The organism is Aliiroseovarius sp. PTFE2010, from assembly GCF_049943335.1.
Classification (GTDB): Bacteria; Pseudomonadota; Alphaproteobacteria; order Rhodobacterales; family Rhodobacteraceae; genus JBNFVY01.
The window spans coordinates 389,586-408,783 of the sequence record NZ_JBNFVY010000002.1; the positions used below are offsets into that span (position 1 = coordinate 389,586).

The following is a 19,198-nucleotide window of genomic DNA, read 5'->3' on the forward strand; positions in this document are numbered from 1 at the left end:
GCGGTCTATTTCATGCAGATAGCCTTTCCTTTTGCCGAACCGGATGACAGCGCACGTGAAATCGGGCGCAAACTCTTTGCGGGCGAAACGGAATTTCTGAAAGGGGTGGTCGCCATGGGCGGTCTGCCCCCGGATGATCGGCGCGAAGTGTGTTTTGCCGGACGCTCAAACGTTGGGAAATCGACCCTGATCAATGCTTTGACCGGTCGCAAAGCCCTTGCACGCGCGTCAAACACACCGGGCCGCACACAAGAGATCAACTTTTTCACCTGCGGCCCCGAGCTCTATCTGGTCGATCTGCCTGGCTATGGCTTTGCCAACGCGCCGGTCGCTGTTGTTGAGAAATGGCAAAGGCTGCTCAAGACCTATTTGTCCGGTCGCGCGTCCTTGCGCAGGGCTTTCGTATTGATTGACAGTCGCCATGGCGTGAAAGCGGTGGATGAAGAAATCATGACGCTGCTCGACAAGGCGGCCGTCACGTTTCAGGTGGTTTTGACCAAGGCTGACAAGGTAAAGGCCACGGATCGCGAGCGTATGTTGAAACAAGTGCGCAGCGCACTTCAAAAACATCCGGCGTCTTTTCCGGAAATCATCTCGACCTCGTCCGAAACGGGCGATGGGATCGCGGATTTGCGCGCGATCATAGCGACCCTCGAGTAACTGCCCCCTTCGGCTTGCGCCCCCGCCCAAGGCTGCAATAATGCCGCGAAGCCATTTCCGGACTATCAGATGAAGACACAAGACATGAACCGAGACTGGATCGCGACTGCCAGAACCCTCAGCCAGGCTCTTCCTTACCTGCAGCGCTACGAAGGCGCGACCGTCGCGATCAAGCTTGGCGGGCACGCCATGGGCTCGCACGAGGCAATGGAAAGCTTTGCGCGCGACGTTGTGCTGATGCAGCAGGTCGGTGTCAAACCTGTCATCGTGCACGGCGGCGGCCCCATGATTAACGCGATGCTCGACAAGTTGGCGATCAAGTCCGAATTCGTGAACGGCAAGCGCGTCACCGGGCAAGATACGGTCGAAGTTGTCGAAATGGTCCTGTCCGGTTTGGTCAACAAACGGATCGTGCAGGCCATCAACGGACAAGGTGGGCGTGCGGTTGGGCTGTCTGGCAAAGACGACAACCTGATGATTTGCGATCAGACCGATCCCGACCTTGGGTTTGTCGGCACGCCATCCAAGATGAATACCCGGCTGTTGCGCGAAATGGGCGACAACGGTGTCATCCCAGTGATTGCCCCGTTGGGTGCCGGGCGTAACGGAGAAACTTTCAACGTCAACGGTGACACCGCCGCGGGGGCGATTGCAGCCGCGCTCAAAGCGGATCGTTTGCTGTTGTTGACAGATGTCGCGGGGGTCAAAGGGGCGGATGGCGAGGTTCTGACCGAGCTAAGTTCGAAGCAAATTCGCGATCTGACAAAGGACGGCGTGATTGCGGGCGGCATGATTCCCAAGACTGAAACAGCGTTGGACGCCCTGCGCGGCGGCGTGCGCGCAGTGGTCATTCTGGACGGGCGTGCGCCCAATGCGTGCTTGCTCGAACTTTACACCGATCATGGCGCAGGGTCCTTGATCCGCGATTCGGCACCACGTATCAAACCCACGGACGCATGATGCGATTGATCGTGATGCGCCACGCCAAGTCTGGGTGGGACGATCCAACGCAGGACGATTTCGACCGACCGCTGAACGCGCGCGGTGTTGCATCCAGCCGCGCGATTGGCTGCTGGCTTGCAGGCCGAGGGTACGTTCCGGATCAAGTGTTTTGCTCGTCGGCGCGCCGAACCCGCGAGACATGGGCCCATGTGGCCGAAGAATTGGGGCTGAACGCGTTGGACGCCCGCTTCGAACAAGCCTTGTATCTGGCGTCCGAGGATAAAATAGAGCAGGTCTTGCGCAAAGCGACCGGACAAACCGTTCTACTGATCGCGCACAACCCCGGTATCGGCTACTTTGCCGAACGTTTCGCCCTGCGCCGACCCGATCACCCGCAATTTCTGCAGTATCCCACGGCAGCGACGACGGTCTATGATGTGGCGGCCGATCGTTGGTCGAAAATCAGGGCTGGCGACAACCCTGTTCTTGATTTTGTCGTTCCGCGCGACCTGTCTGGGCGTTGACTGAAAAAGCCGCCCGAATTTCCGGGGGGCGGCCTTTTTGACATTTTGTCGCGATGATCAGTGCCCCAAGATCTGGCTGAGGAACAATTTCGTACGTTCGTTCTTGGGGTTGTTGAAGAATTCTTCAGGTTCATTCTGTTCCACGATCTGGCCCTGATCCATAAAGATCACGCGGTGGGCAACCTGGCGGGCAAAGCCCATTTCGTGCGTCACGCAGAGCATGGTCATGCCCTCTTCGGCCAGTTCGATCATGGTGTCCAGGACTTCCTTGATCATTTCGGGGTCCAGCGCCGAGGTCGGTTCGTCAAACAGCATGATGCGCGGTTTCATGCATAAGGAACGTGCGATGGCCACGCGTTGCTGCTGACCGCCGGACAATTGACCTGGATACTTGTTCGCCTGATCGGGGATCTTCACTTTTTCAAGGAAATGCATCGCCGTTTCTTCGGCTTCGCGCTTGGGGATCTTGCGGACATGCATCGGCGCAAGGGTGCAGTTTTCCAGGATCGTCAGGTGCGGGAACAGGTTGAAATGCTGAAAGCACATTCCGACCTCGGACCGGATCTTGTCGATGTTCTTGAGGTCAGATGACAGCTCGGTCCCATCCACAAAGATCTTGCCTGACTGGTGCTCTTCCAGCCGGTTGATACAGCGAATCATGGTGGACTTGCCTGACCCGGACGGCCCCGCGATTACGATCCGTTCGCCGCGCCGGACAGTCAGGTTTATGTCGCGCAGCACGTGAAAGGTGCCATACCATTTGTTCATGTCGATTATTTCGATGGCGATCTCGTCGCTGACGGTCATGGCCGTGCGGTCGACGGTGCGATCTAGTGCGAGGTCAGACATACCAAACCCTCCTTAATGATGGTCGGTGCGCAGTTTGCGCTCGAGGTATTGAGAATAACGGGACATCGAATAACAGCAGATCCAGAAGACCAGTCCGATAAAGATGAACAGCTCCCAGTAGATGCCGTTCCAATCGGCGGTGGCGCGAATGGCGTTCGACATGCCCAACATGTCGAAAATGCCGATGAACATGACCAGCGTGGTATCCTTGAACAGACCGATGAACGTATTCACGATTCCTGGGATCGAGATTTTCAGCGCCTGCGGCATGATGATCAGCTGCTGCGCTTTCCAATAGTTCAAGCCAAGCGCATCCGCGGCTTCATACTGCCCCGAGGGCAGCGCTGCCAAACCACCGCGGATCACCTCGGCCATATAGGCCGATGCGAATAACGTCACCATGATCATCACCCGCAAGATGATGTCAAAGTTCGTGCCCGGCGGAAGGAAATAGTTGAGCAACAAGGACGCAGTGAACAGCAGCGTGATCAGTGGCACACCGCGGATGAATTCAATGAAACCGACGCATAGCGACTTCACGATGAACAGATCCGACTGTCGTCCAAGTGCCAGAAGTATACCGATTGGCAGGGACAGCACGATGCCCGTCACGCCAATCAGAACGGACACCATGAACCCACCAAGCTGCTTGGACGGGACAGCCTCCATTGCGATCGGGACAAGCCCCTGCATCATATCCGCAAATCCGACAGCAGCCAGCATCCACCAGAGCACCGGCACCAAACCAGCGGCGATCACGGCGCCCAGGTTGCCCGCCAAGGGGTGAACGATACGGAACGCACCCCATCCCAGCACAAACCCCAGGATCGCTGCGACCGGCAGCCAGATCGACCCGCCCCAGATCAGCCAATAAATGACAAAGGGCGACAAGAGTGAAAACCACAGTGCCCTGCGCGAAAGGGAATCGAACAGGACGGGCGCGAAGGCCACCAACATCAAAACGAAAGCAAGGTTTGGCCGCCAGTAGAGATGCTGCGGGTAGAACCCGTAGACCAACTGATTCCAGCGCTCGCCGATCACCGCAAAACAGGCGGCGGACTCAACGCCGGCAGCATCGCGTATTTCGCGACACTCGGTCAGGCTCCCTGCCCGCCAAATCCCGTTCCAGAACCAGGGGAACAGATGGCTGACGACGAAATAGACCACCACAAGCGACGCCAGAGTGAGAATTGCATTCACCCAGCCCGAAAACAAGTTCTCGCGCAGCCATTTTATGGCGCCGGTTTCGCTTATTGGCGGCTCTTTTTGAGGGAGCATCGTGTCACGAACGTATGCGACGGATTGTGCGTGTGTGTCACTCATCTCACCGCTCCTTCAGTTTGATGGATTGGTTGTAGACATTCATCGCCCCCGAAATGATGAGTGAGATGATCAGGTAAATGAGCATCATCAAAAGCATGCATTCCAGCTCGCGCCCGGTCTGGTTCAATGTGATCCCGCCGAGCGTCGAACGCAGGTCCATATAGCCCACGGCAATCGCCAAGGACGAGTTCTTGGTCAGGTTCAGGTATTGCGAGATGAGTGGCGGCACGATGACACGCATCGCTTGCGGTAAGATGACAAGGTTCATCGTCTTGCTCGGACGCAAACCCAACGCGAACGCCGCCTCTGATTGGCCTTGGGATACCGCCAGAATACCAGAGCGCACGATTTCAGCGATAAACGCACCGGTGTACAGCGACAGCGCCAACCACAAGGCAATGAAGGAATTGCGCAGATGCAATCCGTCCTGAAAGTTGAAGCCGCGCAGTTCGGGGTAAGACAGACCGATCGGCCGCCCCATGATGTAATACACGATCAGCGACGGCACGGCGAAAATGGCCAGTTCGATCCAGATATTCGGCAGGTCCTGACCGGTTTCTTCGAATCGTCGATGTGACCATTTTCGGAACGCCCAGATCGCCAGCAGAGACAGCAGGAAGGTAATCACCACGATCGCGGACCCATCCTCCCAGATCGGGCGGGGGATGTAGGTGCCGCGGTTGGTGATAGCAACGGTGTCGCCCAGGATCATCGAGGCCGTAGGACTATCCCCACGAAAGGCATTGGGACGGGGCGTCGCTTCGGTAAGGATGGCGAAAAAGGCAATGATCCAAAGCAGCACTGGAATATTGCGAAAGCTCTCGACGTAGAAGGCCATCAGCTTGGCCGTCAACCAGTTCTTGGACAGGCGCAAAACGCCCGCAATGACACCAACGATTGTTGCCAGGATGCAGCCCAGCACGGCGATGATCAACGTGTTGGTCAGCCCGACAAGGGTCGCGCGAAAGTGCGTCGAATCATTGGTGTATTCGATGGGGCGCTGGTTGATGTCATAGCCGGCACGTTCGCCCAAAAAGCCAAACTCAAATGACTTTCCCTGTGCTTGCAGGTTGTAATAGGTATTCGTCAGCAGCCAGGCGAAAATCGCCATAAAGGCAATGAAAGCCACCACCTGGATCGTGATTGAACGATACCGGGTGTCATAGATCAGCTGGCTCAGACGAAACGTTTCCTGCGGCGAGTCGCTGAGTGTCGCCATGTGCTTCGCTCCCGTGTGCGGATTGCTGGATGCACTGACTGAAGGCGTAGAAAATACGCCGGTTCAGGCCAGCGCCCTACCGCAATCGCTTGTTATTGATGTATCTCGCCTCGAAAAGCGATTGGGGCGCGAGCCTTGCGGCCCGCGCCCCGTTTTGTCAGGTCTTACCGGAAAGGCGGCGAATACAGCAGACCGCCATCTTTCCACTGAGCGTTCAGACCGCGTGCAATCCCGATCGGGGTGCTTTCGCCAATGTTCCGCTCAAACATTTCGCCGTAGTTGCCAACGAACGAGATCACGTTCTTGGCCCAGTCGGCTTCAAGACCGATCATTTCGCCCAGGTTGCCTTCGCCGCCCAGCAAGCGGGCAATTTCAGGGTTGTTGGTATTTTCAGCCAACTCGCCGACATTTGCCGACGTCACGCCAAGCTCTTCAGCGGTAACCAGTGCGTTCAGCGTCCAGCGGGCGATGTCACCCCATTCGCTGTCGCCGTGGCGAACGGCCGGTCCAAGCGGCTCTTTCGAGATGATTTCCGGCAGCACGACATAGTCGCCCGGGTTCTCGAAGGTCGCGCGTGTTGCGGCAAGGCCCGATGCGTCGGTGGTAAACACGTCGCAGGCGCCGGCCAGAAACTGCTGTTGCGCTTCCGAGTTGGTTTCAACTGGCACCGGCTCATAGCTGATGTTGTTGATGCGGAAGAAGTCAGCAAGGTTCAGTTCGGTCGTGGTGCCGGTCTGGATACACACGGTGGCGCCGTCCAGTTCCTTTGCCGACGATACGCCCAGACCCTTGGGGATCATAAAGCCCTGACCATCGTAATAATTCACGCCCACAAACTCGAGCTTGAGATCGTTATCGCGCGAGAAGGTCCAGGTGGTATTACGCGCCAGCAGATCGATCTCGCCCGATGAAAGGGCGGTAAAGCGCGTCTGGGTGGTCAGCGGCGTGAAATCAACTGCTTTGGGATCACCAAAAATAGCCGCGGCAACTGCGCGGCAATAATCGACGTCAAACCCTTCCCATTCACCGTTCGCGTCCGGAGACGAGAAACCGGCCAAACCGGTGGACACGCCACAGTTCAGCTTTCCGCGCGCCTTCACGTCGTCCAACGTGGCCGCCGACGCCGCGCCGGCAGCCAGGCCAGCGACGGTCAGCGCACCGAGAACTAGAGATTTTTTCATTTTTACCTCTTCAAATTTTCCCCCTTTGCGGGGGTTCCTCCTGCTGGCGTTGCCAGCCGGGTGCTACACTGTGAGAGTGGTTACCCCTGCACTGCCTAGAGTTTGGGCGGATTCATTTCTTTCCGTCAAGGGGCGCATCAGCAAAAGCGATGAATTATCGTGCATTCCTTTGCGGAATAGGCAGAACGCTAACAGTTTAAGCTTTCAGAATTTTGTCTGAACCATTTGATAAAATGATAGCGCGACCATAAAGGCGTCGCGTTTGTACGCACTCAACTCTGCCGCTTCTTCATCGACGCCCCATTGCTCTTCCTGCCAGGCCTCGTCCAGACGCGACGCCTCCCACAACGCCTCTGGTGCGGCCATCTCGTGAATGGCCGCCAGTCCAACCACCAATGAGCCACTGATCGCGACAAGGTCGTGAAACGCGGCCAGTTCAAATGGCGACATGGCGTGGACCTGTCTGGCCAGCGCATCAAGACTGGCGGCATCCTGAGGGGCGTGCATTACCCCTGTCCGGGGCAACAATCGGGCTGCAAATGTCTGCGCCGCCCAGTCCAGCAACGGGTCCCATGCCTGTGCCTGACGCGCGACCAATTCCTGAGGGTTTTCAGCCCGATAGCACAACAGATCACTGTCACCGTAGGCTGCAAGCATGTCGGCAACCTGGGTGTGTTGCGGCAGCACCTTGTCGATGGCGGAATTCGCCATGCGCGTATAGGGCATGCCCGTCGGATCTATGGTTTCGTCCTGCGCATCCCATTCTGCGGCGATCGCTGCGGCCAGTTGTCGGCTTGGCAGGGCCAGTGCTGCCTTGGCCGGGGTCCGCACGGGACGGCCATCCAAGAGCACTTCAAACCCATCGTCACGTTTTTCTACTGCGGTGCTCTTCCAAAAACGGCGGGCGGCCCACTCAGTCATTCCAAGTCCTCGAACGGATCAGCCGGCACGTCTGCGGCGCGCCAATCAAAGGTGTCCCAAGTCTGCTGCATATGCGGCGGCAAGGGGGCGGTAAATGTCAGGGTTTTTCCCGTCACGGGGTGGGTGATCGTCAGGGACCGCGCATGCAGGTGCAACTTGCGGCTCATTTCACCGCCCAGTTGCGCGCCCCAGCCGTCACCAAGGTTTTCCTGGCCCGAACCGCCATATTTGCCATCCCCGATGATGGGATGGCCCAATTCGGCCATATGTGCGCGCAGCTGATGGGTTCGCCCCGTAACGGGGACCAGCGCGACCCAGGCACAGCGCCGGGCCGCAGCAGTCAGCACCGCGTAATCCGTGGTCGCCCGCTTGGCCCCCGGCGTCGAATCGATGTCGCGCGGGTGCACACAATGCATCCGCTCGCCCTCGCCCTTGCCGCCGCCGGGGGCCTTGACCAAACCGAACCGGACGGTCCCCATCTGCGGCATTGGCACGCCTGCAACAGCGGCCCAATAGATCTTGCGCGCATCGCGGGCGCGAAACGCCTGTGTCAGCTCAGATGCCATCCGTTGAGTGCGCGCCATCAGAAGGACGCCCGAGGTATCCTTGTCCAGCCGATGCACCAACCGCGGCTTGTCTTCCAAGCCGAACCGCAGCGCCTCGGCCAGCCCGTCAATGTGACGCGTCACACCTGAGCCGCCCTGCGTGGGCAATCCGGCTGGTTTGTTCAGCACGATGATCTGATCATCCTTGTAGAGCACCGCATCGCGCATCATGTGCGCATCGGCATCACTGATCGTCGGACGGTCCCGCTTGGGGGCCTTGGTGTCTGGCAACGGTGGGATGCGCACCTCTTGCCCCGGCGTGATGCGGGTATTTGCCTTGGCGCGGCTTCCATCGACGCGGATTTCGCCCTTGCGGCACATTTTTTCAATCTGGCCCTGGGTCGCCTGTGGGTAGTGGCGGCGGAACCATCGGTCCAGTCTCTGGTCTGCCTCGTCTGGGCTGACCTTGCGCATGTGGACTTTGCTCATGCGATCACCCGCGCAGTATAAGCCCCGGCGACCAACGCCAGGATCGACAAAACGACCGAAGCCAACACATATGTCACCGCGATCCCCCCTTGCCCCCTTTGATAGAGCGTCACAGCTTCCAGCGCGAAGGCGGAAAACGTCGTGTAGCCACCCAGCACCCCCGTCATGAGAAACGGATTCAGATGGGCGCCACTGCGCAGCGCCAGCACGCTCGCCAGCACGCCCATCACAAAGCAGCCCAGAACGTTGGCGGTTATCACCCCGAGCGGGAAAGTGGGCAGGCCAAACAGACGCACCATGCCGACGCCGGTCAAATACCGGGCGCTGGCGCCGATCGCGCCGCCTGCAGCCACCTGAAGAAGCGTTGAAAACATGGCCACGTGTGAATACCGCGCAGGCGGTGTTGTCAACCGCCCTGCCGCTTGGCCCGTAACTTGGCAAAATAGTCCAGACGCTTGCCCAGCTCGCGCTCATAGCCGCGCTCAACCGGCTGATAGAAGCTCTCGCGCGCCATGCCGTCAGGAAAATAGTCCTGGCCGGAAAACCCGTCCTGTGCCTCATGGTCGTACTGGTAGCCGTCACCGTATCCCTGTTCAGACATCAGCTCGGTCGGCGCGTTCAGGATGTGCTTTGGCGGCGGGACCGACCCGGTCTTGCGGGCGTGCCCCATGGCGGCCTTGTAGGCCACGTACCCCGCATTCGATTTGGGGGCCAAGGCCAGATAGGTGACCGCCTGCGCAATCGCCAGTTCGCCTTCGGGACTGCCCAGGCGTTCGTATGTTTCCCACGCCTGGATACAGATGCCTTGCGCTTGCGGGTCGGCCAGGCCGATATCTTCAACGGCCATGCGCAGGATCCGGCGCGCAAGGTATCGCGGATCCTCGCCCCCGGTCAGCATACGGGCCAACCAATAGAGCGCCGCATCGGGGTCGGACCCGCGCACGGATTTGTGCAGCGCTGAAATCAGGTTGTAGTGTTCGTCGCCGGACTTGTCATAGTTTGTGACACGGCGCATCAGGCGCGCACCCAGTGTGGGCGCGTCGATCGCATCCGCCAGGTTCCACGAAGACACCTGTTCGATCAGGTTTAACAGCGCGCGCCCGTCGCCGTCGGCCATCTCGTGCAGCGCTTTGCGCGCACCGGGGTCCAACGGCAGCGGTTTGCCGATTTCCTCTTCCGCCCGCTTGGTCAGGGCCGCCATGTCATCGACGCTGAGCCGTTCCAGCACCATGACCTGCGCCCGGCTTAGAAGGGCTGCGTTCAATTCGAATGACGGGTTTTCCGTGGTCGCACCGACCAGCAAAATGGTGCCGTCTTCCATATACGGCAAAAACCCGTCCTGTTGGGCTTTGTTGAAGCGGTGGATTTCGTCGACGAACAGCAACGTCCCCTGCCCGTTCGCGTGGCGCATCTTGGCCGCTTCGAACACTTTTCTCAGGTCAGGAACGCCGGTGAAAATCGCGCTGATCTGTACAAACGTCAGATCTGTCTCGCGGGCCAGCAATCGGGCAATCGTCGTCTTGCCGACGCCGGGCGGGCCCCAGAATATGATCGATGACAACGTGCCGCTGTCCAACATGACACGCAATGGGGCATCCGGCCCCAGCACCTGGCGCTGACCGATGACATCGACCAACTGTGTCGGGCGCAATCGATCAGCGAGCGGACGTGGAGAGTTGCCCTGCGGTTCTGCCGCGGGCGCATTGGAAAACAGGTCGGCCATGGCGCGACCCTAGGCCGTCCGTTTGGGGCGGAAAAGCGAAAGATGTGATTCGGGGCCAAACTGGCGCGGTCTGGCCCCAATCAGTTTGTCACCTCAATGGAGCTTGTTGCTCAGGTTGATGGAAATGCAGGCGTTGCGCGCGCCGCCAATGTCCATGACCGGACCGATCACGTCGATGTCCAATCCGACACGGCGACCCCAACGTGGTCCGTTTTGTGGGATCAGCCCCAAAACCGATGTGGCCCCCATTGCACGGGCGGAAACGGTCATTTCGTTGATCAGGTTCATTTGAACCCGCATCCGCAGCTTGGCCGGGACCCGGTTGGACACGAAGATTCGGCTGCTTTCCCAAATATGCGGCGCAACTGGCGCCTCATCAAAAAGCAAATCAGTCGGGATGGTATCCAGCAGCCCCCGCTGCGCGTCCCGGATCATATAGGTGTAGATTCCGCAACGTGTTGTTGTTGGGGTCAGCCGAATCCCGGCCAGAACCTCGCCAAATTCATGCACGGCGATCCAACGCGACGCGGGCGTGTCGTACTGGTCGTACTCCATACCATCAGCTTCAGGTAGATCCCATTTCGCCTGCTGGATGAAAGTCTCGTGGCGTGCGCGAAGCATGTTCGCGAAAAGCTCGCCATGGTTGTGCATGTTGTCGAACGAAAGCGTAGTGGTTTGCATAGTGTCTTCTCCGATGTGTTGATTTTTCAACGCACCGCAAACGCGACACCGTCACAGCAGCCTGTATTCCTTAGCTCGTTGGATGGCTTCAGAAGTTGTTCGCGCGAGAAGCCTGTCACGGGCCGAGACCAGCCGCGCCTTCAGCGCGCTCTCGGAAATCCCAAGCTTCGCCGCAGCGGCTGCGTGACGGTCCCCGTCCGCGATGCACCGGAGCGCCTGAAGTTGGGCCTTTGTAAGCTCGGTCTTGGGTTCCGCAATTTCATGAAGTGTTCGGACGATCCCGGCGATATGCTCCGCCTCTTGGTTCGTGAACTCTCGATCATCGCGTGAAACGCCGACAATTGTCCGCGACTGCATGGGACCACAAGAAATAGCCAACCCGTACTTCAAGCCGTATTCGGCCGCCTGCCCCCAAATGTTGAAGGGATCGGGGAGTTCAAGTTCGCTCCACCTTATCACGCCCTCACAGCTGAGACCCCACCCAATAATTGGATCGCGCAGACCGTAAGCATTCATGGTGTAATACTCGGTCCACTTTTCGTCGTAAGTGCTGTTCGAAATCAACGGCGCCGCAAAGCGGATGTGCAAGCCGGCTGCGTACCCCTTGGGTGCGGCGGCATCGAGTTTGGCAAAGAGGCGTTTCGTTTCGAAGGTTTTTGACATGACCAAATGGATAGGTTGTTCAGACTGGCGACATCTTTAAGTTGTTTTCTAAATTATGGATTAAACCAAAGGCCCTCACATGAAAAGATCGGAATTTGAATTGAATAGGATATTTTCCGGCATGCCCGACCAGGAAAAGGAGGTTTTTCTAGAGTTTTTGCATTGGAATGGGGAAAGTAACGTGACGGAACAAAGCCTGTTGGCAAGTTTGGCGATGTCATTGGCCATCAAGCAATCCTTGTCTAACCAGCACAAAAACTGACGCAAAATGCAAAAAACCCCGCGATTACGCGGGGTCTTGATTCGCCGTTAAGTATACGACTTGGCTGCGATGGCTCACTCTTCGGCGGCAGCTTCTTCCGCTTCGACGCGGGCCAGGTCGGCTGCGCCTTTTGCTGCGGGGTCACGATCAACCAATTCGATGATGGCCATAGGGGCCATGTCACCGTAGCGGAAGCCGGCCTTCAGAACGCGGGTATAGCCACCCTGGCGGTCTTTGTAGCGCGGGCCCAGAACCTCGAACAGTTTGGCGACGTCCTTGTCCTGCTTGAGTTGCGCAGCGGCTTGACGGCGCGCATGCAGGTCCCCGCGTTTGCCCAGCGTGATCAGCTTGTCCATGATCCGCTTGAGCTCTTTTGCCTTGGGCAGGGTAGTCTTGATCTGTTCGTGTTCGATCAGCGAGCCGGCCATGTTCGAGAACAACGCCTTGCGGTGTTCGTGGGTCCGGTTCAGGCGGCGGTAGCCTCGTGCGTGACGCATTTTCAGTCTCCTTGGTGCCCGTGTCGGGCTTTTGCTTTGTCTGGCCGGCGATGCGTGTCACCGGCTCTCCTTGGGGCGGGATTGCCCGGAAATGGTCGTCTGCGAAGCGTCGGCAAACTGTCTGCACAGCGTCGGCTTTGCGTCGGACATGTGTCGGGCAAACGCGTCTGCCCGACGTTGTCTTAGAACTGGTCTTCGAATTTCTTGGCCAGCTCTTCGATGTTTTCGGGCGGCCATTCTTCGACGTCCATGCCCAGATGCAGGCCCATGCCCGAGAGCACTTCCTTGATCTCGTTGAGCGACTTGCGGCCAAAGTTCGGCGTGCGCAGCATTTCGGCTTCGGTCTTCTGGATCAGGTCACCGATGTAAACGATGTTATCGTTCTTCAAGCAGTTCGCCGAACGCACTGACAGTTCCAACTCGTCCACTTTCTTCAGCAGCAGCGGGTTGAATTCGAGACCGTCGTCTTCTTCCTGGCGGCCCGCCGATTCCGGTTCGTCAAAGTTGACGAAGATCGACAGCTGGTCCTGCAGGATGCGCGCCGCAAAGGCCACGGCATCTTCGGGCGTAACCGACCCGTCGGTTTCCAGCTTGAGCGTCAGTTTGTCATAGTCGAGCACCTGACCTTCGCGGGTCGGCTGCACGTCGTAGGACACCTTCTTGACGGGCGAATAGATCGCGTCGATCGGCACCAGCCCGATGGGGGCATCGTCAGGCTTGTTCTTGTCGGCCGAAACATAGCCCTTGCCGGTGTTGACCGACAGTTCCATGAACAGGTCCGCGCCTTCGTCCAGGTGGCAGATCACGTGTTCCTTGTTCAGAACCTCGATACCTGCGGTTTCCGAAATGTCACCCGCGGTCACGATCATCGGCCCCTTGGCCGAAATCGACAGGCGCTTGGGCCCTTCGACTTCCATGCGCAGGGCAACACCCTTGAGGTTCAGGATCACGTCGGTCACGTCTTCGCGCACGCCTGCAACGGTCGAGAATTCGTGCAGGACGTTGTCGATCTGTACGCTTGTGATCGCGGCCCCTTGCAGCGAGCTCAGCAAAATGCGGCGCAGCGCGTTGCCCAACGTCAGACCGAAGCCGCGTTCCAGCGGTTCAGCGATAACGGTCGCCTGACGCGCGGGATCGTTGCCCGGTTTGATTTCCAGTTGCTGTGGCTTGATGAGCTCAGCCCAGTTCTTGTGGATCATGCTTGTGCCTCCATACTTGTCTTCCCGTCCATGTCCTTAAACAGGAGACGCCCGAGGTTTCGAAAACGAATACGCCCGGGCCTTGGAATCCAGGGCCCGAGCAGAAAATTACACCGGTTTCAGACGCGGCGGCGCTTCGGCGGACGGCAGCCGTTGTGGGCCATCGGGGTCACGTCACGGATCGACGTGATGTTGAAGCCGACAGCGGCCAGAGCGCGCAACGCGCTTTCGCGGCCCGAACCTGGGCCCTGCACTTCGACTTCCAGCGTCTTGACGCCGTGTTCCTGTGCCTTGCGTCCAGCATCTTCGGCGGCCATCTGTGCCGCGTACGGGGTCGACTTGCGCGAGCCCTTGAAGCCCATAGTGCCAGCCGACGACCACGAGATCGCATTGCCTTGCACATCCGAGATCAGGATCTTGGTGTTGTTGAACGACGAGTTCACATGAGCAACGCCAGTGGCGATGTTCTTGGAGACTTTTTTCTTGGTGCGACGGGTATCACGTGCCATTGATCTGTGCCTCCCTTACTTCTTCTTGCCGGCAATGGCCTTTGCAGGGCCTTTGCGGGTACGTGCGTTGGTGTGGGTCCGCTGACCGCGCACCGGCAGGTTGCGGCGGTGGCGCAGGCCACGGTAGGCACCAAGATCCATCAGGCGCTTGATGTTCATCTGCACTTCGCGGCGCAGGTCGCCTTCGACAGTGAAGTTCGCATCGATATGTTCGCGGATGGCCAGAACTTCGGCGTCCGACAATTCGTTGACCCGGCGGCTCTCGTCGATGCCCACGGCGTCGCAGATCGCCTTGGCCGAGGTGTTACCGATACCGGTGATGTAAGTGAGGGCGATTGGAACCCGCTTTGCAGTCGGGATGTTTACGCCGGCAATACGTGCCACGTGTCTTGTCCTTTCGTTGCGGTTCCGTAGTTCCGGAACCTTTTTTCACAACGGAAGCCCGCAGTTTTCTGCGGGCCACAGCTGAATTAGGTGATGGATGCCGGGGCGCGACCCCTTTGCGAATCCTTAAACCCTTGCGGGATGGGTTGCCATACGGGGGATTCGCCCGAGCGTCAAGGCCCGCCAGCACCAATCACAGGTAGGCAGACTTAAGGCCGGACCCACGCGCCCGCCGCCCGGGCCAGTCCGGCCTACGTTAGGGCTACCTCGGGGCCACCTCAGCCTGCTTCCGCTGCCCGGCAAAAGGGACACCAAGCTGGCGGCCAAAACGAAAACGGCAGGGCATGACGCCCCGCCGTTTCAACCCGTGGTCTTGGCGATGATTACATCATCGCCTTGGCGATCTGGTCGGCTACTTCGTCCGGGGCCGCCATGCCATCAACCCGTTTCAAATCGCCCTTGGCATAGTAATAGCCAATCAGCGGCGACGTCTTCTTGTAGTATTCCATCAGGCGGGTGCGAAGGCTTTCTTCGTTGTCATCCGCCCGGCGGCGCAGGTCGGTCGACCCGCAAACATCGCAAACGCCTTCTTTCTTCGTCGGCTTGGTCTGGTCGTGGTAGACTTCGCCGCAGTTGCCGCAGGTAAAGCGGCCGGTGATACGTTCCACCAGCGCCTTGTCGTCCACCTGCATTTCAATCACGGCCTCAAGCTGCGCGCCATTGCGGCTGAGCAGTTCCGCCAGCGCATCGGCTTGGGCCAAGGTGCGCGGGAAGCCGTCAAAGATATAGCCTGCGGGATTGCCCTCGCGGATTTTTTCTTCGATCAGGCCGATCACGATTTCATCGGTGACCAGTTCGCCCGCGTCCATAACGGCGGCAACTTTCTTGCCCATTTCCGTGCCGGATGTGCGAGCGTCGCGAAGCATGTCCCCAGTCGAAAGCTGGACCATTCCCCGCTCCTCCACCAGACGGCGTGCCTGGGTCCCTTTGCCCGCTCCCGGCGGGCCGAGGAGAATGATATTCATCGTCTTGCTGTCCCTTTTTTGCTGCGCTTTTTGCCGCGCAGCTGAGATTTTTCAATAAGCCCTTCATACTGGTGCGCCAGCAGATGGCTTTGTACTTGCTGGATGGTGTCCATCGTGACCGAAACCACAATCAACACCGACGTGCCGCCAAAATAGAAAGGTATGGCCAGTTGGCTACGCAGAATCTCGGGTAGGAGACAAACTGCCGCAAGATAGGCCGACCCCAGAACCAGAACACGGGCGACAACATAATCAAGATACTCTTCGGTCTTTTTACCGGGGCGAATCCCGGGAATGAACCCGTTCTGATTCTTCAGGTTCTTGGCCACGTCTTCGGTCTTGAACGCCACGTTGGCCGTGTAGAAATAGGCGAAAAAGACAATCATCGCCGTGAAGAACAGCAGGTAGAGCGGCTGGCCCGGACCGAAATAGGCCAGGATCGTCGCCATGACCGGCCCCACGTCATTGCCCGAGAATGTGGCCAATGTCGTCGGCAAAAGCAGCAGCGAGCTGGCAAAGATCGCCGGGATCACGCCTGCCGGGTTCACCTTGATCGGCAAATGGCTGGAATTCGCATCGTAGATCTTCATCCCCTGCTGGCGGCGCGGGTACTGGATGTGGATCTTGCGCAAACTGCGCTCCATGAACACGACAAAGGCGATCACCGCCACGATCATCAGGATCACCCCGATAGTGACGACCGGGCTGATCGCGCCCGAGCGCCCCGAGGCAAAGAACTGCGCCAATGCGCCCGGAATTTCGGCCACGATGCCCACGAAGATGATCAGCGAAATGCCGTTCCCGACGCCCCGCTGGGTGATCTGTTCGCCCAGCCACATCAGGAACATGGTGCCCCCGACCAGTGTCACCACCGTAGCGATGCGGAAGTACCAGCCCGGATCGGCCACCAGATCGCCGGCCTCCAGGCTGACAGCCAGGCCATAGCCCTGAAAGATCGCCAGCAGCACCGTGCCGTAGCGCGTGTACTGGTTGATCTTCTTGCGGCCCGCCTCGCCCTCTTTTTTCAGGGCTTCAAACCGCGGCACCATCGCCGTCATCAGCTGCACGATGATCGACGCGGAAATGTATGGCATGATGCCCAGTGCAAAAATGCCCATCCGCCCCAGGGCGCCGCCCGTGAACATCGACAAAATGCCGCCGATCCCGGCGCTGGCCTGCTCCATGAACTCGCGGAGCGCACTTGCGTCGATGCCCGGCACGGTGATGAACGTGCCGACCCGGTAGACTATCAGTAGCCCGATGGTGAAAAGGATGCGCTGACGAAGCTCGGTGGCCTTCCCGAAGGTGCCCCAAGACAGGTTCGCCGCCATTTGCTCTGCTGCAGAAGCCATGCTCGGTCTCTTTTCATGTAAAGCGCCGCCAGACCGTTTCCCGGTCGGCGGCGCTTGGGAAATCTTGTGAAGATGTAAGCAGCCCAGAGGCTGCCCGCAACCTCTTACTCGGCGGCCGCCGCGGTGGTCAGCTTGCCACCGGCTTTTTCAACCGTCTCTACGGCCGATTTCGACGCACCGGTCACGTTCAGCGTCAGCTTCGACGTCAACTCGCCCTTGGCCAGAACGCGCACACCGTCCAGTTTGCGCCGTACAAGGCCCGCTTCGACCAGCGTGTCTTCGTTGATTTCGCCCTTGGCATCCAGCTTTTTGGCGTCGATGAACTTCTGGATCAGACCCAGGTTCACAACGGCATATTTCTTGCGGTTCGGCTTGTTGAAGCCGCGCTTGGGCAGACGCATATAGAGCGGCATCTGGCCGCCTTCGTAGCCATTGATGGCCACACCCGAACGGGATTTCTGACCCTTGATACCCCGGCCGGCGGTTTTACCCTTGCCCGAGCCCGGGCCACGGCCAACGCGCATCCGTTTCTTGGTCGCGCCTTCGTTGTCACTCAGTTCATGCAGTTTCATGTCGCTTCTCCTTGGCCGGAAATGCCCTCCAGCGACGGAGTGGGCAAACACGGCATTTCTTGTTTGATTCTTGCGACCACAAGGGGCCACCGGGGGCGTATAGACGAGGTGCGGCGATGGATCAAGGGCGCCGACATTGTTCTGTGGCCTAGCGACGGGTGTTCCTGGCCGTCACCTTGGCCAATTGCTGATCCAACTCGGACAGTCTGGCGGACAAGCGCGCGTCGCTTTCGGTCAGTTGCCCCCCAGTCAGCCGCAGATCTGCGACCAGGTCCTCAAACTTTGGCGGCGCTTGGGCCGCGCGCACCCGTTTGAGCAGCTCTGCGACGAAATCCTTCGGATAGCCGCGCGCCGACAAACCCTGAATCACGGCTTCGCTATTGACCAAGGTGGACACATAGGAATCCCAAATGCGATCCAGCTCGTCATCATCAATGACTTTCAGGCGGAAAAATTCGTACGCGCGGTACAGCCGGTTGATCCGTAAATACTGAAAGAAAATGATCCGCGCGTCATCCAGGTTGATGCGATCATCCGGGCGAACAGACAGAACAGCGGCGCGCAGATTCTCATCGTTCAACAACGCGGCCTCGTTCAGCCGCTGCAAGACATCATAGTTCTGTTCCAGAACGTTGATACGGTCTTTGACCAGGCTGCGCCGGTGGGAATCATAGGTCGCATAGGCAATGGCACCGGTTAATCCGACCATCCCGATTGTCTCAAGCCAAGGTCGCAACGCCTCAAGAATTTCCACCCAAACCGCCATGGCCCACCCACCGAAAAAATTATTGCCCAATCCGACACTATCATACGGTGAGTTTTCGCATAGATCCCCGATGCGCAGGATGTCACAAGCCAAAACGCCCCGGCCATTTCTGACCGGGGCGTTTCGCATTCTTTGTGGCGTGTGGCCTTAGCCGCGCTCTTCGATGATCTCGACCATATGCGGGATCTTGGCGACCATACCGCGGATTGCGGGGGTGTCTTCCAGTTCCCGGGTGCGGTTCATCTTGTTCAGACCCAGACCGATCAGGACCTGGCGCTGAGAGGCAGGACGGCGGATCGGGCTGCCGATCTGTTTGACGACGATGGTTTTTGCCATTTCGATCAAGCCTCCTCGGTCACGGCTTCTGCCGGCGCTTCATCGCGCTTGGGCAGAATGTCCGACACTTTCTTGCCACGACGCTGTGCAACCGAACGGGGCGAGCTTTCCTTGGTCAGCCCGTTCAGCGTGGCGCGGATCATGTTGTAGGGGTTCTGCGAGCCGATCGACTTCGCAACAACGTCCTGCACGCCCAGCATTTCGAACACGGCACGCATCGGACCACCTGCGATGATCCCGGTACCGGTCGGGGCGGTGCGCATTACAACGCGGCCCGCACCGTGACGGCCTTCGACGTCGTGGTGCAGCGTGCGGCCTTCTTTCAGCTGCACACGCATCATCTGACGCTTGGCCTGTTCGGTCGCCTTGCGGATGGCTTCGGGCACTTCTTTCGCCTTGCCCTTGCCAAAGCCCACGCGGCCTTTCTGATCGCCGACAACCACCAGGGCAGCAAAGCCGAAGCGCTTACCACCTTTCACGGTTTTCGACACACGGTTGATCGCCACGAGACGATCGGCGAATTCCGGCGTTTCGTCGCGATCGCGACGGGGCCGGCGGTTTTCACGTTCTGCCATA

The 19,198-nt window shown here is 58.8% G+C and carries 24 protein-coding genes; 4 read left to right on the plus strand and 20 right to left on the minus strand.

Annotated elements, in window-relative coordinates:
* The first annotated feature begins 12 nt into the window (after window positions 1-12).
* The 3 genes from yihA to ACP2AV_RS05790 all read left to right on the plus strand — a co-directional run bounded on the left by yihA (window position 13) and on the right by ACP2AV_RS05790 (window position 2,126).
* Window positions 13-660 carry a ribosome biogenesis GTP-binding protein YihA/YsxC gene (gene yihA, locus ACP2AV_RS05780; protein ID WP_426371733.1) on the plus strand — a complete coding sequence of 216 codons (648 nt, stop codon included), beginning with the start codon at window positions 13-15 and terminating at the stop codon, window positions 658-660.
* Between the two features lie 69 nt (window positions 661-729).
* A complete protein-coding gene (gene argB, locus ACP2AV_RS05785; RefSeq protein WP_426371734.1) occupies window positions 730-1,620 on the plus strand; it encodes an acetylglutamate kinase in 891 nt (296 codons plus the stop codon).
* Window positions 1,617-2,126 (plus strand): SixA phosphatase family protein, encoded by a 510-nt coding sequence (locus ACP2AV_RS05790; RefSeq protein WP_426371736.1) that lies wholly within the window; start codon window positions 1,617-1,619, stop codon window positions 2,124-2,126. The genes argB and ACP2AV_RS05790 overlap by 4 nt, the downstream gene beginning before the upstream one ends.
* Before the next feature lie 57 nt (window positions 2,127-2,183).
* On the opposite strand, the gene ACP2AV_RS05795 is transcribed toward ACP2AV_RS05790, so the two are convergent.
* From ACP2AV_RS05795 to ACP2AV_RS05840, 10 genes are all read right to left on the minus strand, one after another.
* Entirely contained in the window at window positions 2,184-2,975 is a 792-nt protein-coding gene (locus tag ACP2AV_RS05795; protein ID WP_426371737.1) for an amino acid ABC transporter ATP-binding protein, read from the minus strand.
* A gap of 12 nt (window positions 2,976-2,987) precedes the next feature.
* Window positions 2,988-4,298, minus strand: a complete 1,311-nt coding sequence (locus tag ACP2AV_RS05800; RefSeq protein WP_426371738.1) for an amino acid ABC transporter permease — start codon at window positions 4,296-4,298, stop codon at window positions 2,988-2,990.
* Window position 4,299: 1 nt separating this feature from the next.
* Window positions 4,300-5,517: an amino acid ABC transporter permease gene (locus tag ACP2AV_RS05805; RefSeq protein ID WP_426371740.1), complete on the minus strand. Its 1,218-nt coding sequence runs from the start codon at window positions 5,515-5,517 to the stop codon at window positions 4,300-4,302.
* A 164-nt stretch (window positions 5,518-5,681) separates the two neighbouring features.
* Window positions 5,682-6,698 (minus strand): amino acid ABC transporter substrate-binding protein, encoded by a 1,017-nt coding sequence (locus ACP2AV_RS05810; RefSeq protein WP_426371742.1) that lies wholly within the window; start codon window positions 6,696-6,698, stop codon window positions 5,682-5,684.
* Window positions 6,699-6,902: 204 nt separating this feature from the next.
* On the minus strand, window positions 6,903-7,619 hold the full coding sequence (locus ACP2AV_RS05815) for an ATP12 family chaperone protein (protein ID WP_426371743.1): 717 nt from the start codon (window positions 7,617-7,619) through the stop codon (window positions 6,903-6,905).
* Window positions 7,616-8,653, minus strand: coding sequence for an RluA family pseudouridine synthase (locus ACP2AV_RS05820; RefSeq protein WP_426371744.1), 1,038 nt, complete (start codon window positions 8,651-8,653; stop codon window positions 7,616-7,618). The genes ACP2AV_RS05815 and ACP2AV_RS05820 overlap by 4 nt, the downstream gene beginning before the upstream one ends.
* Entirely contained in the window at window positions 8,650-9,027 is a 378-nt protein-coding gene (gene crcB, locus ACP2AV_RS05825) for a fluoride efflux transporter CrcB (RefSeq protein ID WP_426371745.1), read from the minus strand. The genes ACP2AV_RS05820 and crcB overlap by 4 nt, the downstream gene beginning before the upstream one ends.
* A 32-nt stretch (window positions 9,028-9,059) precedes the next feature.
* Window positions 9,060-10,376 (minus strand): replication-associated recombination protein A, encoded by a 1,317-nt coding sequence (locus ACP2AV_RS05830; protein ID WP_426371747.1) that lies wholly within the window; start codon window positions 10,374-10,376, stop codon window positions 9,060-9,062.
* A gap of 93 nt (window positions 10,377-10,469) precedes the next feature.
* A complete protein-coding gene (locus ACP2AV_RS05835; protein ID WP_426371748.1) occupies window positions 10,470-11,057 on the minus strand; it encodes an acyl-homoserine-lactone synthase in 588 nt (195 codons plus the stop codon).
* A 51-nt stretch (window positions 11,058-11,108) separates the two neighbouring features.
* The gene (locus ACP2AV_RS05840; RefSeq protein ID WP_426371749.1) at window positions 11,109-11,720 is read right to left on the minus strand and encodes an autoinducer binding domain-containing protein; all 612 of its coding nucleotides are present in this window, start codon (window positions 11,718-11,720) and stop codon (window positions 11,109-11,111) included.
* A gap of 121 nt (window positions 11,721-11,841) precedes the next feature.
* Here ACP2AV_RS05840 and ACP2AV_RS05845 point away from each other — a divergent pair, with 121 nt between their 5' ends.
* Window positions 11,842-11,982 (plus strand): hypothetical protein, encoded by a 141-nt coding sequence (locus ACP2AV_RS05845; RefSeq protein WP_426371750.1) that lies wholly within the window; start codon window positions 11,842-11,844, stop codon window positions 11,980-11,982.
* A gap of 74 nt (window positions 11,983-12,056) precedes the next feature.
* Here the strand turns inward: ACP2AV_RS05845 and rplQ are convergent, their stop codons facing one another.
* From rplQ to rpsE, 10 genes are all read right to left on the minus strand, one after another.
* The gene (rplQ, locus tag ACP2AV_RS05850) at window positions 12,057-12,479 is read right to left on the minus strand and encodes a 50S ribosomal protein L17 (protein ID WP_426371751.1); all 423 of its coding nucleotides are present in this window, start codon (window positions 12,477-12,479) and stop codon (window positions 12,057-12,059) included.
* A gap of 182 nt (window positions 12,480-12,661) precedes the next feature.
* On the minus strand, window positions 12,662-13,678 hold the full coding sequence (locus tag ACP2AV_RS05855; RefSeq protein ID WP_426371752.1) for a DNA-directed RNA polymerase subunit alpha: 1,017 nt from the start codon (window positions 13,676-13,678) through the stop codon (window positions 12,662-12,664).
* Window positions 13,679-13,797: 119 nt separating this feature from the next.
* The gene (gene rpsK, locus ACP2AV_RS05860; protein ID WP_426371753.1) at window positions 13,798-14,187 is read right to left on the minus strand and encodes a 30S ribosomal protein S11; all 390 of its coding nucleotides are present in this window, start codon (window positions 14,185-14,187) and stop codon (window positions 13,798-13,800) included.
* Between the two features lie 15 nt (window positions 14,188-14,202).
* Entirely contained in the window at window positions 14,203-14,571 is a 369-nt protein-coding gene (gene rpsM, locus ACP2AV_RS05865; protein WP_426371754.1) for a 30S ribosomal protein S13, read from the minus strand.
* A 383-nt stretch (window positions 14,572-14,954) separates the two neighbouring features.
* On the minus strand, window positions 14,955-15,596 hold the full coding sequence (locus ACP2AV_RS05870) for an adenylate kinase (RefSeq protein ID WP_426371755.1): 642 nt from the start codon (window positions 15,594-15,596) through the stop codon (window positions 14,955-14,957).
* Window positions 15,593-16,948, minus strand: a complete 1,356-nt coding sequence (gene secY, locus ACP2AV_RS05875; protein WP_426371756.1) for a preprotein translocase subunit SecY — start codon at window positions 16,946-16,948, stop codon at window positions 15,593-15,595. Before secY ends, ACP2AV_RS05870 begins: the two co-directional genes overlap by 4 nt.
* A 104-nt stretch (window positions 16,949-17,052) precedes the next feature.
* Window positions 17,053-17,520, minus strand: a complete 468-nt coding sequence (gene rplO, locus ACP2AV_RS05880; protein ID WP_426371757.1) for a 50S ribosomal protein L15 — start codon at window positions 17,518-17,520, stop codon at window positions 17,053-17,055.
* Window positions 17,521-17,668: 148 nt separating this feature from the next.
* Window positions 17,669-18,286 carry a hypothetical protein gene (locus ACP2AV_RS05885; RefSeq protein ID WP_426371758.1) on the minus strand — a complete coding sequence of 206 codons (618 nt, stop codon included), beginning with the start codon at window positions 18,284-18,286 and terminating at the stop codon, window positions 17,669-17,671.
* 147 nt (window positions 18,287-18,433) lie between these two features.
* On the minus strand, window positions 18,434-18,622 hold the full coding sequence (rpmD, locus tag ACP2AV_RS05890; protein ID WP_426371759.1) for a 50S ribosomal protein L30: 189 nt from the start codon (window positions 18,620-18,622) through the stop codon (window positions 18,434-18,436).
* A 5-nt stretch (window positions 18,623-18,627) separates the two neighbouring features.
* Window positions 18,628-19,197: a 30S ribosomal protein S5 gene (gene rpsE, locus ACP2AV_RS05895; protein WP_426371760.1), complete on the minus strand. Its 570-nt coding sequence runs from the start codon at window positions 19,195-19,197 to the stop codon at window positions 18,628-18,630.
* Window position 19,198: the final 1 nt, after the last annotated feature.

Excerpts from the sequence above, each read along its gene's own strand:
- ACP2AV_RS05830 (WP_426371747.1), bottom strand. The coding sequence starts at position 10,376 with ATGGCCGACCTGTTTTCCAATGCGCCCGCGGCAGAACCGCAGGGCAAC.
- ACP2AV_RS05800 (WP_426371738.1), bottom strand. The coding sequence starts at position 4,298 with ATGAGTGACACACACGCACAATCCGTCGCATACGTTCGTGACACGATG.
- rpsK (WP_426371753.1), bottom strand. The coding sequence starts at position 14,187 with ATGGCACGTGATACCCGTCGCACCAAGAAAAAAGTCTCCAAGAACATC.
- ACP2AV_RS05805 (WP_426371740.1), bottom strand. The coding sequence starts at position 5,517 with ATGGCGACACTCAGCGACTCGCCGCAGGAAACGTTTCGTCTGAGCCAG.
- ACP2AV_RS05795 (WP_426371737.1), bottom strand. The coding sequence starts at position 2,975 with ATGTCTGACCTCGCACTAGATCGCACCGTCGACCGCACGGCCATGACC.
- ACP2AV_RS05855 (WP_426371752.1), bottom strand. The coding sequence starts at position 13,678 with ATGATCCACAAGAACTGGGCTGAGCTCATCAAGCCACAGCAACTGGAA.
- ACP2AV_RS05820 (WP_426371744.1), bottom strand. The coding sequence starts at position 8,653 with ATGAGCAAAGTCCACATGCGCAAGGTCAGCCCAGACGAGGCAGACCAG.
- rpsE (WP_426371760.1), bottom strand. The coding sequence starts at position 19,197 with ATGGCAGAACGTGAAAACCGCCGGCCCCGTCGCGATCGCGACGAAACG.
- ACP2AV_RS05810 (WP_426371742.1), bottom strand. The coding sequence starts at position 6,698 with ATGAAAAAATCTCTAGTTCTCGGTGCGCTGACCGTCGCTGGCCTGGCT.
- argB (WP_426371734.1), top strand. The coding sequence starts at position 730 with ATGAAGACACAAGACATGAACCGAGACTGGATCGCGACTGCCAGAACC.
- ACP2AV_RS05835 (WP_426371748.1), bottom strand. The coding sequence starts at position 11,057 with ATGCAAACCACTACGCTTTCGTTCGACAACATGCACAACCATGGCGAG.
- yihA (WP_426371733.1), top strand. The coding sequence starts at position 13 with ATGCAGATAGCCTTTCCTTTTGCCGAACCGGATGACAGCGCACGTGAA.
- ACP2AV_RS05815 (WP_426371743.1), bottom strand. The coding sequence starts at position 7,619 with ATGACTGAGTGGGCCGCCCGCCGTTTTTGGAAGAGCACCGCAGTAGAA.
- secY (WP_426371756.1), bottom strand. The coding sequence starts at position 16,948 with ATGGCTTCTGCAGCAGAGCAAATGGCGGCGAACCTGTCTTGGGGCACC.
- ACP2AV_RS05845 (WP_426371750.1), top strand. The coding sequence starts at position 11,842 with ATGCCCGACCAGGAAAAGGAGGTTTTTCTAGAGTTTTTGCATTGGAAT.
- ACP2AV_RS05870 (WP_426371755.1), bottom strand. The coding sequence starts at position 15,596 with ATGAATATCATTCTCCTCGGCCCGCCGGGAGCGGGCAAAGGGACCCAG.
- ACP2AV_RS05885 (WP_426371758.1), bottom strand. The coding sequence starts at position 18,286 with ATGGCGGTTTGGGTGGAAATTCTTGAGGCGTTGCGACCTTGGCTTGAG.
- crcB (WP_426371745.1), bottom strand. The coding sequence starts at position 9,027 with ATGTTTTCAACGCTTCTTCAGGTGGCTGCAGGCGGCGCGATCGGCGCC.
- ACP2AV_RS05790 (WP_426371736.1), top strand. The coding sequence starts at position 1,617 with ATGATGCGATTGATCGTGATGCGCCACGCCAAGTCTGGGTGGGACGAT.
- rplO (WP_426371757.1), bottom strand. The coding sequence starts at position 17,520 with ATGAAACTGCATGAACTGAGTGACAACGAAGGCGCGACCAAGAAACGG.
- ACP2AV_RS05840 (WP_426371749.1), bottom strand. The coding sequence starts at position 11,720 with ATGTCAAAAACCTTCGAAACGAAACGCCTCTTTGCCAAACTCGATGCC.
- rpmD (WP_426371759.1), bottom strand. The coding sequence starts at position 18,622 with ATGGCAAAAACCATCGTCGTCAAACAGATCGGCAGCCCGATCCGCCGT.
- rplQ (WP_426371751.1), bottom strand. The coding sequence starts at position 12,479 with ATGCGTCACGCACGAGGCTACCGCCGCCTGAACCGGACCCACGAACAC.